Origin of the sequence: Eudoraea sp. (assembly GCF_049665975.1) — a bacterium.
GTDB lineage: Bacteria > Bacteroidota > Bacteroidia > Flavobacteriales > Flavobacteriaceae > Eudoraea.
Genome location: NZ_JBATGR010000502.1, coordinates 1 through 15,366 on the forward strand (window position 1 = coordinate 1; position 15,366 = coordinate 15,366).

Sequence of the window (15,366 nt, forward strand, 5' to 3'; positions counted from 1 at the left end):
GGCTAATACCATTCCAGACTCGCTTAGCTTTATTCACTTGTGTTAAAATAGTTTGTGTTTCAGTAAACAAGCCTTTTTGAACCTGACTTTTTCTTTGAATACCAACAACATTTATTTTTTGTTCAAATGCTGTAAAAATGCAGGTTAAAAATCCATTAAAACTGCCGTCATACAGCAATATTTTTTCTTTTTCCATAACTTTTAGAATAGACTTAATTGTTTGTTTATTGATTTTTGTGATCTATTTTTTGATACCTTCTTTTTAATTTTTAACAACCTTTTTTCTTTGCTGATATCTTTAATGTCGTTCGTATAAAAACCGTCATTTAATCCTCTTTGTGCCCATAGGCTAAGTTTTTCAGTAATAATTTCATCTAACATGACTAAGTGTATTTGTATTTTATCCAAAAATATGGAAAATATCCTAAATTAGGAAATATTCCTAAAATATTTTGGAAATAATCCAAATTTTGTATATTTGAGAATCCGGAATAGGGAAGCTTTCCAATATACGAGGAGGCGAAGTATTATTTAATGGTTGGTTAAATAAGAAAAAAGCTATAAACATTAGTATAGGACAGAAAAAATGGGAAAATAACTATGGAAAATGAATTAACTATAAAGAGATTTATTGAAATAAGGCGGGATTTGGGCTATACCCAGGCCGAATTTGCTAATATGCTGGGTATTCCTAATACTACGGCAGATATAGAACGTGGACGCACCAAGCTTTCAGGAAAGGTTGTTGTTGAAATGTTGAAACAATTTAATGTTAACCCACTATGGTTATTTGGCGATAGTAACAATCAACATTTAAATTATTCGGGAACTAGTGTTATCCCCAAAGTGGTAACTGTGGATTCTTCAGACAATGACAATATGGTATTGGTAAATGCAAAGGCGGCCGCGGGTTATCCCCAAAATATTCAGGACACAAGTTGGTACAAACAATTACCTGCTTTTGATCTCCCACTTCCTGAATTCAGAAACGCTACTTACAGGGGCTTCCAGGTTGAAGGTGATAGTATGTTGCCTAATCTGCAGCCTGGCGAATGGGTATTAGCTAAGGCGGTGGAGGGTCTGGATGATATAAGTGGTAATAAGATATATGTTATTGTACTTCATGATGCGGTACTGGTAAAAAAGATTGAGAAATTGCCTGGCAATTCAAAGATGCTATTGATTTCACTTAACGAAATCTACCCACCTTATGAAATAGAATCGGAGCAGATACAGGAGCTTTGGCAGGTAAGCAGCAAAATAACTTTTGGTGTAGATGCTACAACAGAAAAAGGATTGTTAAGACAATTGCAGGAATCTATGGAGGAGTTAAAAAACCAACTAAGAAAATGACTTATCACCAACTCGATGAAAATTTCAAATATGATAGTTAATCCAAACCTTCTAAGGTTTAGAAACCTACTGCGGTATCATCTCCTCGTTTATCTGCACCTCCTTCAAGGCTGCCATCAGGTAAAACCAGTATAGCATCCACTTTTCCAAGGATAGGTGTGGGTTTCTCATTAATATGATAACCCTTAGATTTTAACTCAATTTTCAATGCATCCGAAAATCCTTCTGTTTCAAAAACGATATGATCGGGTAGCCACTGATGATGGAATCTGGGAGCATTTACAGATTCTTGCATACTCAAATTAAATTCATAAGTATTTAGAATTGTCTGTGCAACAGCTGTAATTATTGTGGATCCCCCCGGAGAACCTACAACCATCCAAAGATCTCCGTCTTTTTCAACAATAGTTGGGGTCATTGAGCTTAGCATTCGTTTTTCTGCTGCTATACTATTGGCTTCAGCTCCTATAAGACCAAACATATTGGGCTCTCCTGGTTTAGCACTAAAATCATCCATTTCATTATTTAAAAAGAATCCTAATTCGTCGCAATAGAGTTTGGAACCATATGCACCGTTTAAGGTTGTAGTTACAGAAACAGCATTTCCCATCTGATCAACAATCGAATAATGAGTAGTCTCACTACTTTCCATAATTTCCACTGTACCGTGCTGCACTTCGCTAGAAGGAGTAGCCGTATCAAATGAAAAGTTCTCCATTCTGGCCTGTAAATACTTCTTGCTTAATAATACATCTAGAGGAATAACTACAAAATCCGGATCGCCCAGGAAAAAGTTCCTGTCGGCATAGGCACGTCTTGCAGCCTCAGTAAACAACTGAATAGATTTGGCAGAATTATGACCAAAGTCGGAGATGTCATAAGCTTCAATCATCTTAAAGATTTGATTTATCGTTACTCCGCCACTGCTGGGAGGGCTCATAGAAATTATCCTTAAATCCTTGTAATTGAACACAACGGGCTGTCGCCATTTGGCCTCATACCTCGCCAGATCTTCTTCTGTTACATAACCACCTTTTTCCTGAATAAATCTTGCCAGTATTTTAGCAGTTTCTCCCTTGTAAAATTCATCCCTTCCGTTTATTGCTATTCTCCTTAAAGTATTAGCCAGGGCCGGATATCTCAGTGTGTCTCCGGCATCACATTTATTGTAAAACAAAGTATTTTCTCCATTTACACTTTTAATCTGATCCCAATACTTATCTAACCTGGCGGCCTGCTTTGGAGTAACCTCAACCCCTTGATCAACCAGTTCTATAACCGGGTCTATAATATCTTTTATGGGTAAAGTGCCAAATTTATCGTGCACCTCAAAAATACCGGCAATTGTTCCGGGTACTCCCGTGGCACTTGCTCCCACAGTACTCTTTCCCGGAATAACATTGCCCAGAGAATCCAGATACATATCTTTATGGGCCGCCAATGGAGCCTTTTCACGATAATCGATAGCTCCTATATTGCCATCACTTTTCCGGTAAACCATAAATCCACCACCACCAAGGTTCCCTGCAAAAGGATAAGCCACTGCCAATGCAAGTTCAGTTCCAACCATTGCATCAAATGCATTTCCTCCTTTTTGAAGTATATCTATTCCAATCTTTGAAGCCTCTTTTCGTGCAGATACTACCATGGCATTTTTACTAACCAAGCCAGTCGGTTGAGGGGGGTGTTTTTTACATTGTGTAAAAAGAAGAATTGTAATAAGAAGAATTAGTATTCGCATATTGACGTATATTTTTGTTTTGAAAAGACCACAAGTTCATTAAAAAAGCCTGTAAATTCTAATTCAAAGGCTTCGTAGTTTTCTTCAAGATCAAGAATCGCAAAATTCATTTTACTTTTGTTATTGGTTCTTCTGTTCATACCCTTTAAAACCCTGCTTATTCCTTCCATTTTAGCATAATTGAGTAGCCAATTATCACTTATCATATAGGGAATCATTCGTTTAGTGCCATCAGGCAGAATGGTAATATTATCCTCCAGTAAATCATAAAATTTATCTACATAAATATCTAAAGGAGTATCCGAATATTGCCTCCAGTTTTTAGCTAAAAAGTGGTCATAAAAGATATCGACTATTACCCTGCTGTAGTGACTGTAATTCTGATGTAATCTTTTACTGCTTAGCCTGGTAATAGGATGTGCGTCTGTATAAGTGTCTATTTCACGATGCAATAGGATTCCTTTTTGTATTCTATCTGGCAGATGTTTGTATTTATTTCCTCTTATGCTATCCGCAATGAAATTTCCGATAGTTATTTCATCATCTCCAAAGGATAAATATATATGTGCTAAAAAATTCATTCACCACGAATATAATCTTCGCAACTGAATTTACAAATTAGGAGCGCATGATAATTACTAAGACATGTATATTTGCAATATCTATTTAAAATTCTATGACGTTAATAAAATCAATTTCAGGCATAAGAGGTACCATAGGCGGGAAGCCTGGCGACAATCTCACTCCTATTGATACCGTAAAATTTGCAGCAGCTTATGGTACATGGCTAAAAAGTTATTCCAAATCGGATAATTTAAAAGTGGTTGTTGGAAGAGATGCCCGTCTTTCCGGAGAAATGATTCAGAATTTGGTGGTTTCTGCTTTGGTCGGACTGGGAATAGATGTTATAGACCTTGGGTTGTCTACAACTCCTACCGTTGAAATAGCGGTTCCCCTTGAAAAAGCCAATGGGGGTATTATTCTTACCGCAAGTCATAATCCAAAACAATGGAATGCCTTAAAACTACTAAATGAAAAAGGTGAATTTCTTGATGCAGCCGAAGGCGCAATTATTCTTGAAATAGCGGAAAAAGAAGATTTTGATTTTTCAGAAGTAGATGATTTGGGGTCAATTATTAAAAATGACGCTTATATAGATATACATATCGATGAAGTACTGGAACTGCCTTTGGTAGATGCCAATACCATACGAAAGGCAGGTTTTAAAGTTGTCGTAGACGGTGTAAACTCCACAGGTGGTATTGCCATCCCTAAGCTACTGGAGAGTCTGGGTGTTGAAGTTATAAAGTTATACTGCGATCCTACGGGTCATTTTCCACATAACCCTGAACCCCTAAAAGAACATTTGGGAGATATCTGTGAGCTTGTGTTAAAGGAAAAGGCCGATTTTGGTATTGTAGTTGACCCGGATGTAGATCGTTTGGCATTCATAAGCAATGATGGTGAAATGTTTGGAGAAGAATACACCTTAGTGGCTTGTGCAGACTATGTGTTAGGCAAAACTCCTGGAAATACGGTTTCTAATTTATCCTCTACCAGAGCATTACAGGATATCACCTTAAAGCATGGGGGTTCATATACCGCGGCGGCCGTAGGGGAAGTAAATGTGGTAGCCCAAATGAAAGCCATTAATGCGATCATTGGAGGAGAAGGAAATGGAGGTATTATTTATCCTCAAAGCCATTATGGAAGAGATTCTTTAGTAGGCACAGCGCTATTTTTAATGCTAATGGCAGAACGCGGGGGGACGGTAAGCGAGCTGCGGAAAAGTTATCCTGCCTATTTTATGAGTAAGAAAAAGATTCAGCTTACACCAGAGTTAAATGTTGACGAGGTGTTAGTACAAATGGCTGAAAAATACAGGGAGGAAAAGCATTCAACTATAGATGGTGTTAAAATAGATTTTGCGAACTCCTGGGTTCACTTAAGAAAATCCAATACAGAACCAATAATTCGAATATACACCGAGGCAAAGACGCAATCTGAAGCTGATTCTTTAGCTGATAGAATTATAGGAGAGATTAGAGAAATTGCAGGGATCTAATTTAGAAAGCAAACTAAATATATGGATTTGTAGGGATTAGATATATTTTTCTGGCACCTTATCTCTGTGTTTCCATCGTCGGTGTGTCCAAAGATAATATGCAGGATTCTGGATAATTTCTTCCTCGGTTAGTTTTAAGAACTGGTTGGTTATTTCATTCTCTTTACTCTTACTGCCTTCCAGTGCTATTGGTATAAATTCAGTTCTATAATATCCTCGTTTTACTTTGGATACTTTCGCGAAAACAACTGCATGATCAAACTTTCTTGCCAGAACTTCAGGGCCATTAAAAACAGGGACTTTTATATTCATGAATTTTGTCCAGTATTGTGCCAGATGTGCCTGAGGAGATTGATCACTTACAATCCCATATACTCCTTTTATGTCTTTTTGATGATTTCGTGCCATGGTTATAACCGTCTCTCTCTGAGAAATAGGTGTTGTGCTCCATATTGCCCGGATTTTTTTTATCAATCGATCAAAATAAATATTACCAATTTTTTGGTATATCGCAAATCCTTTTGACTTTACATATCGATTTACTATAATACTCCATTCCCAATTGCCATAATGGGGAAACATGACCAAGATGCTTCGTTTTTTCTCCACTTCAAGAAGTAATTCAATATTGGGTAAGGCATAGCGTTTTTTTAGCTCTTCTTCGCTGATATTCAATGTTTTGATGGTTTCTAGAAACATATCACACATATGTTTATAAAATGCCTTTTCAATCTTTTTTATCTCTTCGTCACTTTTATCCGGAAAAACCAGAGTCAAATTGGCACGGACGACTTTTTTTCTATAACCAATAATACGGTACACCAAAACATAAATGATATCGGAAAAAAAATAGAAGCACCTATAGGGGAGTATAGATATTAACCATAAAAAGGGGAAGACAATAATATAAACCAGAAGTTGCATGCACAAAATAAATATGGGCAAATATAGCTATATTTGGCGCTTAATTAAATTGATATTTATATGAGTATGCATCTTGCAACGATAGCAATAATGGCCGTAAATGTTTTGATATCCCTCAAAGGTTTTAATGATGTTGTGTTTTTTGATCGCTATAAGTTTGCAATTGGGGCAATAAAGGCAGGGCAACGCGATAGAGTGGTGACTTCAGGATTTCTTCATGTGGATTTTTCCCATCTATTCATGAACATGTTTACGCTATATTTCTTTGCGCCTGTTGTAATCAATTGGTTTGGCTGGGAAAAGTTTTTAATTATTTATTTTGTCAGCCTTATAGCCGGTAGCTTACTGGCCCTTTTTTTTCACAAGGATGAACCTTTTTATAGCGCTGTAGGAGCAAGTGGTGCAGTAACCGGCATATTATATGCTGCCATTTTACTCCAACCTGATATGCAATTGGGAATCATGTTTATACCAATTCCCATCCCCGCATATATTCTTGGCCTTGCCTATATGCTATACTCAATTTATGGAATGAAAAAACGCCTTGGTAATATTGGACATACGGCTCACTTTGGAGGCGCTATAGGAGGATACGCAACAACCTTACTTTTTAAACCAGACCTTATAATTACCGATACCTTTATGGTAATGCTGCTGGCCATTCCAATAGTGATATTGTTTGTACTGGAAAAAATGGGTAAAATCTAATTACAAACGATAAAAAAGAAGGTATTACCTTACAATAATTAAGGATTATAATGCTAATTTATAACTAATAAGTTTACTGTTTGTCGAAAAAACACATGGTTTTAAATACCATTTTCGTTCTTTTGTCGTTAGTTAATTGCCCAAATTAATTTAAAATACCTACTTATGTTTAAAAGAGTCCCCTATTTACTTATGGCTTCAATGGCCATTTTTATATCCTGTAGTGACGAAACTACCGTATTCGTTGATGAACAACAGGAGAATCTCATCCTAGAAAATGATTTAGTAAAGTTAAGTGGTAGCATTAATTTCGAAAATTCTGGTGTGCTGGATATTTTTGAAGATGAACTTAATTCAAATAAAAGATTCTCGGCTGCCAAAGCTGATGAAGCAGGAGATTATCCTATTACACTTGTGGCACAGGTGAGTCCGCCAAGCATTGGAGGGAGTACTGTTTTGACTGCTTCTCATGTCGATGTTGACGGAGATTATGCTTATGTTTCTTATAATTTAGCTGGAGAAGATTATTATGGAGCTATCGACATTATAAATATAGCTGATCCTCATAATCCGGTGGTAACCTCACGACTCATCTATTTAACTTCAGATATTAACTCATTACAATATTCAGATGGATATTTATATGCAGTTGGAGGCCTGAATAAGGAGGCATCTTTTACTGCTTCGTCCAGCTCTTTTGTTACTAAAATACGAATTAATGGCGGAGGCACTATGGATTTAGGTGCTGGTATACTTTATGGATACCAGCCTGGTGACAATGCAACAGATGTACATGTAGATGGTAATGAAGTTTATGTTTCCAGTGGAAAAGATGGATCTGTAACCATATACGATGCAAAAGATTTTGATGTTAAAAAGGAAGAATTATTTTCAGACCTCCGGTCACTGGCGTTCGACAATAATAAAGTGGCCTTGTTAGATGCCGGCTTTGGCTTGCGCATTCTGGATGATAAATTAAAGACCAAAAAAGAAATACCGATCAATTCAGATTTTGGGGCATATACCAAAAGAACGGTTGATTTTGTAGATGATAAAATTGTTGTAGCGGAAGGAAGTAAAGGTGTTGGATTATATTCTTATGATTCCGGAACCCGTCTGCAATACATACCTATAAGTATTGATCCCAATAATACAGCTACAGGAGATATGGTTAATAACGCAGTTGCCTTTAATAAGGATATTATATTAATGGCCAATGGTGGTGCCGGGCTTTCTTTATCTGAAGACAGAGGACCTAGTGCTGCACCTTATGGAGTAATACAAATTAATGGCTCGGTTAATTATGTAGAATCTAAAGGGGATTATGTTTTCGCTGCTTCAGGAGCAGAAGGTTTACAAATCATAAAACTAAATAGATTGTCGCAAAGCTTAGCTGCTACTTGTGCAACACTTGAAGAATATAAGGGTACAAACAAACTAGATATCAAGGAAGGACAAGATATTGCGTTTAGAGGAGCAAAGAGATTTAATTCAATCAAAGTGAGTGGATCCCTATTGATGTGTGGTTCCTGGACAGTAATCAATGATGTGGATATAGAAAAAGATAGCGGCCTTCTAGAAATGAATGGCAATCTGTTAGTAGGCAGGAATAAGAAAAGGAAAGAAATTAAAATTGAAGAAGGTGCAACCTTACGTATAGAAGGAAATCTTACTATTTATGGTGATTTAGATTTAAAAGATGGATCTACTATAGAATTCATTGGCTCTGACTCTGTAGTCAATATTTTTGGCGAGGTTAAAATCGGAGATGATGTTACGATAGCCGGTGATTTCGACGATGTGCAGAATAAGTTTTAAGATCTATTAGATTATATAAAAAAAACCCTGATGCTTAAAGCATCAGGGTTTTTTTATAATTAAGAACTTCCTTTTATTGAAGTAGTTCACTAATTTTATTTTCTAACGCCATACCTCTTAAATCTTTTGCAATTATCACTCCATTTTCATCCAGGATGAATGTTGCAGGTATTGCTTTAACATTATAGAGTTCCGCTATTTCATCGAAATAATTTACGTTAGACACATGGTTCCAGACCAAACCATCGTCTTCAATAGCTTTAGTCCAATCTTCGGTGCGTCTGTCTAAAGACACTCCTAGAATATTCAATCCTTTGTCATGGTACTTATTATAGACCTTAACAACGTTGGGATTCTCTGCCCTGCAGGGTTTACACCAGGCGGCCCAAAAATCTACTATGGTTATTTTTCCCAAAACATCGTTAAGAGCCAACTCATCCCCGGTAGGGGTAGGAGCAGAAAAATTTGGTGCCTTTACACCAATTGAAGTACTTGCTAGTTTGTCAAGTTTAGTTTTTATTCGTTGTCCCACAACAGTTTCTTTTATTGTTGGTGTGAGTGTCTCATACAATTCCAGAATTTCATTTTCGGGAAGTGACTTAGTTGCAAGTACCTTCTCAATGATCAATGCGGAAATAAGCGCCTCGGGATGTTCTTTAGCAAATTTTAGTTCAAAAGTTTTGGCTTCTTCCTGTAATTCGAAGTATTCATCCCTTAGAGATGTCATCGAAGCCGTATCCTGCTGTGCAGTGGCGTTCCTCATTTCATCAGACATAGATCTTGCCCTTTGGGCCAGACTTCTAGAATCTTCCAGAAAATCGGCGAATAAGTCATTTTGTAAGGTGCCTTTCATCTCAGCAAAAGCCAGGCTGTCTTTTTGTGCATTGACTTCAATAGAACCGTTTTCCAGTACCACAGGGATATTACCGCGTAATCGGTTTATTAATAAATAATGAAGCTCGGGCAGTTCAGAGGTTCCTGTAAATGTAAACTTCCCATCTTTTAACAAAGCGGTGTCTACTTCAATTAACTGATTGGCTTCGTCAGTTTTTTTAAGAAAGATCTGTGTTCCATTCTCAATTTCACCGCTAAGTGTACCTTCCAATTTAAATCCATCCGGGGAGGTGTTACATGCCATAAGTACACCTAATAGCAATGCTGTAAATACGTGTTTTTTCATCGTTTTTCAAATAAGATGTGCAAAGGTACTTATATATGACAGAAAAAAAAAAGCCCTTAGACATAAGGTTATGTTAAGGACGTTTGTATTAATAACGTATTGTTTCAGAACTGATAGCGTATCCCTAATGCAATATCAAAGTCAAAATTATCTGAAAAATCATTATAACCTATCAATCCAAATTCAGGTCTTATATCGAGTGATAACAACAGTGGAATATCAAAATTATATTCTATCCCCACATTTCCAGCTATTAAAGCAAAGAACCCACCGTTGGGGGTAAAAGGCTCATTAGTTCCATTTCCGGGGACAGGTTCAAAGCTCGCGCTTCCAAATCCGGCACCTGCTCCATAGAACCAGTTAAAATTACCATCTATATGGCGCACCCATTCATAAAGACCAGTTACTTTGAATGCATCATATTCTCTGCTGTCTCTCCAGCCCAGATTAAGTTCCAATCGATGATATCTGCTCAGCAATCTTTGATAAGAGATTTCTGCACCAAATCCATCACTATCGCCAAGGCGCAGACCCAATGCATTATCTGAAATTTCCTGTGCACTTATGGATATCGTAAAAAGAAGGGTAACTAGTAAAACCGGATTTAAAATTTTCATATGTTCTGATTTTAGTTTAGGTTTAAAATGCCAATCAAAAATGGCTCTCAGCTAATAAAAACTTAATTTAGCCCTTAAAATTGTTTTGGATTGAATAAAAACCTCTTAATAAGTTTACGAAATTCCCTAAATGGAGGTTTGCAATTTGATAAACTCTCCAGAGCACTGTACGCTACCGATGCATCAGTATACAGAAAAGAACCTTTGGCGGTTGCCTTTCCTAAAGATGAAAATGACATTGTGAAATTGATTCTTTTTGCAAAACAACACCACGTAGGATTAATTCCCCGTACCGCCGGTACTTCTTTAGCCGGACAATGCGTTGGAGAAGGTATTGTTGTTGATGTTTCCAGACATCAGACTAAAATACTTAAACTAGATATAGAAAAGAAAACGGTCAGAGTTCAACCGGGCGTTATCAGAGATGAATTAAATCAATATCTCAGGGAATATGGTTTATTCTTCGGGCCAAACACCTCCACCTCAAACCGCTGTATGATTGGGGGTATGGTAGGAAATAATTCCAGCGGTACAACATCAATTCAATACGGAGTAACGCGTGATAAGATCATTTCTTTAAGAACAATACTTTCAGATGGTTCCCAGGTAACCTTTAAATCAATTACACCGGCGGAATATAGAAAAAAAATGGATTTGAATACCTTTGAAGGAACTATCTACAGACAATTGTATGGGGAATTAGAAAATAAAAATATTCAGAAAAATATTAAAGAAGAATTTCCAAAAGAAGGTATTCACAGAAGAAATACGGGTTATGCAGTAGATGAATTGTTGCACAGTAATCTTTTTGGAGGTAAGGAACCGGAAATTAACATTTGTAAACTGCTTAGTGGAAGCGAAGGAACACTTGCCTTTACAACGGAAATTACTTTGCAATTAGATGATATTCCCCCTCCAATTGCGGCTATGGTTGTTACCCATTACAAAAACCTGGAAGATTGCCTTCAAGATGTGGTGCCTGTAATGAAGCACAATTTGCAATTGTGCGAAATGATGGATAAAGTAATTTTAGATTGCACTAAAAACAATCGGGAACAGTTATCCAACCGATTCTTTGTTCAAGGTGATCCCGCAGCCTTATTAATGTTAGAGTTGAAAGATGATTCTGAAGAAGGTCTTGAGCGCAATCTCAAAGAACTTGTAAAGACTATAAAACGCTCAGGGCTTAGCTATGCAAATCCTATTCTCAGGGGAGAGAATATAAACAAGGCCATAGCACTAAGAAAAGCTGGTCTCGGTCTTTTGGGAAATATGGTAGGGGATAGGAAAGCTGTGGCTTGTATTGAGGACACAGCGGTTTCTTTAGATGACCTGCATGATTTCATTGGAGAATTTACACAGATTATGAAAGATTATGGCCAGGATGCAGTCTATTACGCTCACGCAGGAGCCGGGGAGCTTCATTTAAGGCCGATTCTGAATTTAAAACGAGCCGAGGATGTATCCTTGTTTAGATCCATCACTACAGATGTGGCTAAACTGACAAAAAAATATGGCGGATCTTTCAGTGGGGAACATGGAGATGGTATTGTTAGGGCCGAATTTATTCCTATGATGATTGGTGAAGAGAATTATCAACTGCTTGGCAGAATAAAATCTTATTTTGATCCGGATCATATTTTTAATCCCGGCAAAATTGTAGACCCTTATCCAATGGACGAATCATTGCGCTATGAAGTTGAACGTGAAGAGCCGGATATCAAAACCATTTTTGACTTCTCTGACAGTGAAGGGATATTAAAAGCTGCTGAGAAATGCAATGGGAGCGGAGATTGCAGAAAAAGCCACAAAGCTGCCGGGGGGATGTGTCCCAGTTATCATGCGACAAAGAATGAAAAAGATACTACCAGAGGACGAGCAAATATGCTTCGAGAAGTACTCACCAATTCTACTGATAAAAACCGTTTTAATTCTTATGAATTAAAAGAGGTGTTTGATCTATGCTTAAGTTGTAAAGCATGTGCCAGTGAGTGTCCCAGTAATGTAGATGTTGCGACTTTAAAATCTGAGTTTTTATATCAATATCAGGAGACAAACGGATATAGTTTCAGAAATAAACTATTTGCATATAATACCAGGCTGAATGCTTTTGGAAGTATAGCTCCCAAAATAACGAATACGATTTATAATTCCCGAATATTGGGTAATATGATCAAGAAAATTTCTGGAATTGCGATTGAAAGAACGTTGCCTAATGTTTCAAATATTGATTTAAATAAATATCTTCAAAAATCTTATAAAGAAGAAGTTAACAAAGAAAAAAAAGTAATTCTATATATTGATGAATTCACGGGTTACCTGGATACTGATGTTGGCAAAGACGCAATAGATTTGTTATGCGGATTAGGGTATGATGTAAGTCTATTTCGCGCCGAAAGCGGTAGAACGTTTATTTCTAAAGGATTTTTGAATGAGGCTAAAAAACTCGCTTCAAAAAATATAGAAAAATTGTATGAATATACAAAACAAGGGGTGCCAATTCTAGGCATTGAACCATCTGCAATTCTGACCTTCAGAGATGAATATAAAAGATTTCACTTCAATACTGAAAAAGTTGACTCAATTGCCTCTGCATCCTTCATTGTTGAGGAATTTTTGTCTAATGAGATAAAAAAGGGAATTATAGGGAAAGAACAATTTACAAAGTCTGCTGCTATTATTAAAATTCACAATCACTGCCATCAAAAGGCACTCTCTGATCAAAAGGTAACTTTTGATTTATTGAATCTTCCTGAGAATTATAAGGTTAGTATTATAGCTTCCGGCTGTTGCGGAATGGCAGGATCCTTTGGATATGAAAAGGAACATTATAATACAAGTATGCGAATTGGCGAGTTAAGACTATTTCCATCAATAAGAAAATCTGATGAGAACGTCATTATTGCGGCTAACGGCACGAGCTGCAGGCATCAGATATTTGATGGAACGGGAAGGAAAGCCCAACACCCCGTAACTATTTTAAAAAATGCATTATGCATCAATTGATTTGTCTTTTTTTTCGCAAGTTGATTTTTTTGTGACCTGTTTTATTTCGAGGAAACTAATTAATTCATTTAATTCCAATGATTTTAGATCCTCATCAACAAAAAAGGGAGCCAGTTTGTCATAACTGTAATTATAGATTTTCCAACGCTTAAATGAATACTCCAGGGCACTGAGGTTTTCAACCCAATCTCCAGAATTAAGATAAGTGCATTTACCCTTCTTAGTCCCTAAAATTTCCTTTTTAGGCCGGTGAATATGTCCGCATATTACATAGTCATAACCTTTTGCTAGTGAAATTTCTATTGCTGTTCGTTCAAAATTATGAATATAATTTGCAGCATTATTCACACTATTTTTTATTTTTTTTGCCAGTGAATATCTTTCATTCCCAAGTTTAATTAAGCACCAATTAAAAATTCTATTTAAACGGAGTAAGAGATCAAAACCAAATCCACCCATTTTGATAAACCACTTGGCATATCGCATGGAAACATCAAAAATATCTCCATGAAAAAACCAGGCTTTTTTGCCATCTAATTCCAAAATTAATTCATCTTGTATGCTAAAATTTCCTATAAAAGTATTGCTAAACCTACGCAACATATCATCATGATTACCAGTAATATATATGATTTCAGTTCCATTTATAGCCATACTTGTAATTTTTTTAAGAATCCTTAAATGCGACACAGGGAAGTAGTGTTTATTAAATTGCCAAACATCGATTATATCTCCGTTTAAAATTAATTTTTTAGGTTCTATACTACTTAGATAGGCCATTAGTTCTTCTGCATGGCAGCCCGAACTGCCTAAATGCACATCAGATAGTACCACTACATCTATTTTCCGCTTTTTCAAAAGGTAAAAATTTACTTGACTACAAAATTAGACCCATGGGTATAATATTATTTTAAGTTAAAGTCATTAATATATAATGTCAAGGTTAAGTTTGACATATATAAACCTTCATTTGTTACCTTAATATTAACTAGACTCGCGTTTTGGTTTACGGTTATTTAACATCTATCTTTGACTTGTAAAAAGGAATTTAAACTCTTAATTGGATAAAAGAAAGACCCTATTTTATGGCTGGTAATACGTTTGGAACACTTTTTAAACTCACTACTTTTGGTGAATCGCATGGTAAAGCAATCGGGGGCGTTTTAGATGGATGTCCGTCTGGAATAATTCTGGATATGGATGCTATTCAGAATGAGCTGGATAGAAGAAAACCCGGCCAGTCGGCCATAGTAACACAGCGCAAAGAACCAGATACAGTGGTTTTTTATTCCGGTATTTTTGAAGGAAAAACTACTGGCACTCCTATTGGTTTTGCAATTTATAATACAAATCAAAAATCTAAAGATTACTCTCATATAAAGGACTCGTATCGCCCTTCTCATGCGGATTATGTGTATGATAAAAAATATGGTTTTAGAGATTATCGGGGAGGGGGCAGAAGTTCTGCCCGTGAGACTGCCAGCCGGGTAGTTGCAGGCGCTATCGCTAAACAATTTTTAAATGGGATTAGTATTAATGCCTTTGTATCTCAAGTTGGTTCTCTTCGACTGGAAAAACCCTATTCGGAACTAGATTTAAAATTAACGGAAAGCAATGCCGTTCGATGTCCGGATCCAGACACAGCTGCCCGGATGGAATCCTATATTAAAGAAATTCGAAAAGAAGGAGACACTGTTGGTGGGATTATTAGCTGTGTAATAAAGAATGTCCCTGTTGGACTTGGAGAACCAGTTTTTGACAAACTTCATGCGGATTTGGGAAAAGCTATGTTATCTATTAATGCAGTTAAAGGGTTTGAATATGGTAGCGGTTTTGAGGGAGTAAAAATGAAAGGAAGTGTTCATAATGATCAATTTAAATCGGATGGCACCACCATTACCAATAACAGTGGGGGCATTCAGGGGGGCATTAGCAACGGTATGGACATTTATTT

13 protein-coding genes and 1 pseudogene are annotated in these 15,366 nt (G+C 36.7%); 6 read left to right on the plus strand and 8 right to left on the minus strand.

Annotation, left to right across the window (positions count from 1 at the left end; genetic code table 11):
* Positions 1 to 196: pseudogene (locus WBN20_RS15970) on the minus strand (TIGR03915 family putative DNA repair protein); the annotation flags it as partial.
* A gap of 5 nt (positions 197 to 201) precedes the next feature.
* Entirely contained in the window at positions 202 to 381 is a 180-nt protein-coding gene (locus WBN20_RS15975; RefSeq protein WP_424272350.1) for a hypothetical protein, read from the minus strand.
* Between the two features lie 219 nt (positions 382 to 600).
* On the opposite strand from WBN20_RS15975, the gene WBN20_RS15980 reads away from it, so the two are divergent.
* Positions 601 to 1,353: an XRE family transcriptional regulator gene (locus WBN20_RS15980; RefSeq protein ID WP_424282404.1), complete on the plus strand. Its 753-nt coding sequence runs from the start codon at positions 601 to 603 to the stop codon at positions 1,351 to 1,353.
* 58 nt (positions 1,354 to 1,411) lie between these two features.
* On the opposite strand, the gene ggt is transcribed toward WBN20_RS15980, so the two are convergent.
* Together ggt and WBN20_RS15990 are read right to left on the minus strand one after the other, a co-directional pair.
* Positions 1,412 to 3,094 carry a gamma-glutamyltransferase gene (gene ggt / locus WBN20_RS15985; protein WP_424282405.1) on the minus strand — a complete coding sequence of 561 codons (1,683 nt, stop codon included), beginning with the start codon at positions 3,092 to 3,094 and terminating at the stop codon, positions 1,412 to 1,414.
* Positions 3,082 to 3,675 (minus strand): ACP phosphodiesterase, encoded by a 594-nt coding sequence (locus tag WBN20_RS15990; protein ID WP_424275346.1) that lies wholly within the window; start codon positions 3,673 to 3,675, stop codon positions 3,082 to 3,084. The genes ggt and WBN20_RS15990 overlap by 13 nt, the downstream gene beginning before the upstream one ends.
* A gap of 95 nt (positions 3,676 to 3,770) precedes the next feature.
* On the opposite strand from WBN20_RS15990, the gene glmM reads away from it, so the two are divergent.
* Positions 3,771 to 5,159: a phosphoglucosamine mutase gene (gene glmM, locus WBN20_RS15995; RefSeq protein ID WP_424273079.1), complete on the plus strand. Its 1,389-nt coding sequence runs from the start codon at positions 3,771 to 3,773 to the stop codon at positions 5,157 to 5,159.
* 36 nt (positions 5,160 to 5,195) lie between these two features.
* Here glmM and WBN20_RS16000 read toward each other — a convergent pair whose 3' ends face one another.
* Positions 5,196 to 6,083, minus strand: coding sequence for a lysophospholipid acyltransferase family protein (locus WBN20_RS16000; RefSeq protein WP_424273078.1), 888 nt, complete (start codon positions 6,081 to 6,083; stop codon positions 5,196 to 5,198).
* A gap of 60 nt (positions 6,084 to 6,143) precedes the next feature.
* Here WBN20_RS16000 and WBN20_RS16005 point away from each other — a divergent pair, with 60 nt between their 5' ends.
* Positions 6,144 to 6,791: a rhomboid family intramembrane serine protease gene (locus WBN20_RS16005; RefSeq protein ID WP_424273077.1), complete on the plus strand. Its 648-nt coding sequence runs from the start codon at positions 6,144 to 6,146 to the stop codon at positions 6,789 to 6,791.
* Between the two features lie 165 nt (positions 6,792 to 6,956).
* Positions 6,957 to 8,609: a hypothetical protein gene (locus WBN20_RS16010; protein WP_424282406.1), complete on the plus strand. Its 1,653-nt coding sequence runs from the start codon at positions 6,957 to 6,959 to the stop codon at positions 8,607 to 8,609.
* Positions 8,610 to 8,682: 73 nt separating this feature from the next.
* Here the strand turns inward: WBN20_RS16010 and WBN20_RS16015 are convergent, their stop codons facing one another.
* Together WBN20_RS16015 and WBN20_RS16020 are read right to left on the minus strand one after the other, a co-directional pair.
* Positions 8,683 to 9,789: a redoxin domain-containing protein gene (locus WBN20_RS16015; RefSeq protein ID WP_424282407.1), complete on the minus strand. Its 1,107-nt coding sequence runs from the start codon at positions 9,787 to 9,789 to the stop codon at positions 8,683 to 8,685.
* A gap of 104 nt (positions 9,790 to 9,893) precedes the next feature.
* Complete coding sequence (locus tag WBN20_RS16020) at positions 9,894 to 10,406, minus strand: hypothetical protein (RefSeq protein WP_424282408.1); 513 nt, start codon at positions 10,404 to 10,406, stop codon at positions 9,894 to 9,896.
* Between the two features lie 90 nt (positions 10,407 to 10,496).
* Here WBN20_RS16020 and WBN20_RS16025 point away from each other — a divergent pair, with 90 nt between their 5' ends.
* Positions 10,497 to 13,412: an FAD-binding and (Fe-S)-binding domain-containing protein gene (locus WBN20_RS16025; protein WP_424282409.1), complete on the plus strand. Its 2,916-nt coding sequence runs from the start codon at positions 10,497 to 10,499 to the stop codon at positions 13,410 to 13,412.
* Here the strand turns inward: WBN20_RS16025 and WBN20_RS16030 are convergent.
* Positions 13,398 to 14,270, minus strand: coding sequence for a UDP-2,3-diacylglucosamine diphosphatase (locus WBN20_RS16030; protein WP_424282410.1), 873 nt, complete (start codon positions 14,268 to 14,270; stop codon positions 13,398 to 13,400). The two genes, WBN20_RS16025 and WBN20_RS16030, sit on opposite strands and share 15 nt — an antisense overlap.
* Before the next feature lie 227 nt (positions 14,271 to 14,497).
* On the opposite strand from WBN20_RS16030, the gene aroC reads away from it, so the two are divergent.
* The coding region (gene aroC, locus WBN20_RS16035) for a chorismate synthase (protein WP_424282411.1) at positions 14,498 to 15,366 on the plus strand (869 nt) is incomplete at its 3' end.

What these genes read in the sequence shown, in the direction of transcription:
- WBN20_RS16000 (WP_424273078.1), bottom strand. Translation starts at nt 6,083, where the DNA reads ATGCAACTTCTGGTTTATATTATTGTCTTCCCCTTTTTATGGTTAATA.
- WBN20_RS15990 (WP_424275346.1), bottom strand. Translation starts at nt 3,675, where the DNA reads ATGAATTTTTTAGCACATATATATTTATCCTTTGGAGATGATGAAATA.
- glmM (WP_424273079.1), top strand. Translation starts at nt 3,771, where the DNA reads ATGACGTTAATAAAATCAATTTCAGGCATAAGAGGTACCATAGGCGGG.
- ggt (WP_424282405.1), bottom strand. Translation starts at nt 3,094, where the DNA reads ATGCGAATACTAATTCTTCTTATTACAATTCTTCTTTTTACACAATGT.
- WBN20_RS15980 (WP_424282404.1), top strand. Translation starts at nt 601, where the DNA reads ATGGAAAATGAATTAACTATAAAGAGATTTATTGAAATAAGGCGGGAT.
- WBN20_RS16010 (WP_424282406.1), top strand. Translation starts at nt 6,957, where the DNA reads ATGTTTAAAAGAGTCCCCTATTTACTTATGGCTTCAATGGCCATTTTT.
- WBN20_RS16020 (WP_424282408.1), bottom strand. Translation starts at nt 10,406, where the DNA reads ATGAAAATTTTAAATCCGGTTTTACTAGTTACCCTTCTTTTTACGATA.
- WBN20_RS16005 (WP_424273077.1), top strand. Translation starts at nt 6,144, where the DNA reads ATGAGTATGCATCTTGCAACGATAGCAATAATGGCCGTAAATGTTTTG.
- WBN20_RS16015 (WP_424282407.1), bottom strand. Translation starts at nt 9,789, where the DNA reads ATGAAAAAACACGTATTTACAGCATTGCTATTAGGTGTACTTATGGCA.
- WBN20_RS15975 (WP_424272350.1), bottom strand. Translation starts at nt 381, where the DNA reads ATGTTAGATGAAATTATTACTGAAAAACTTAGCCTATGGGCACAAAGA.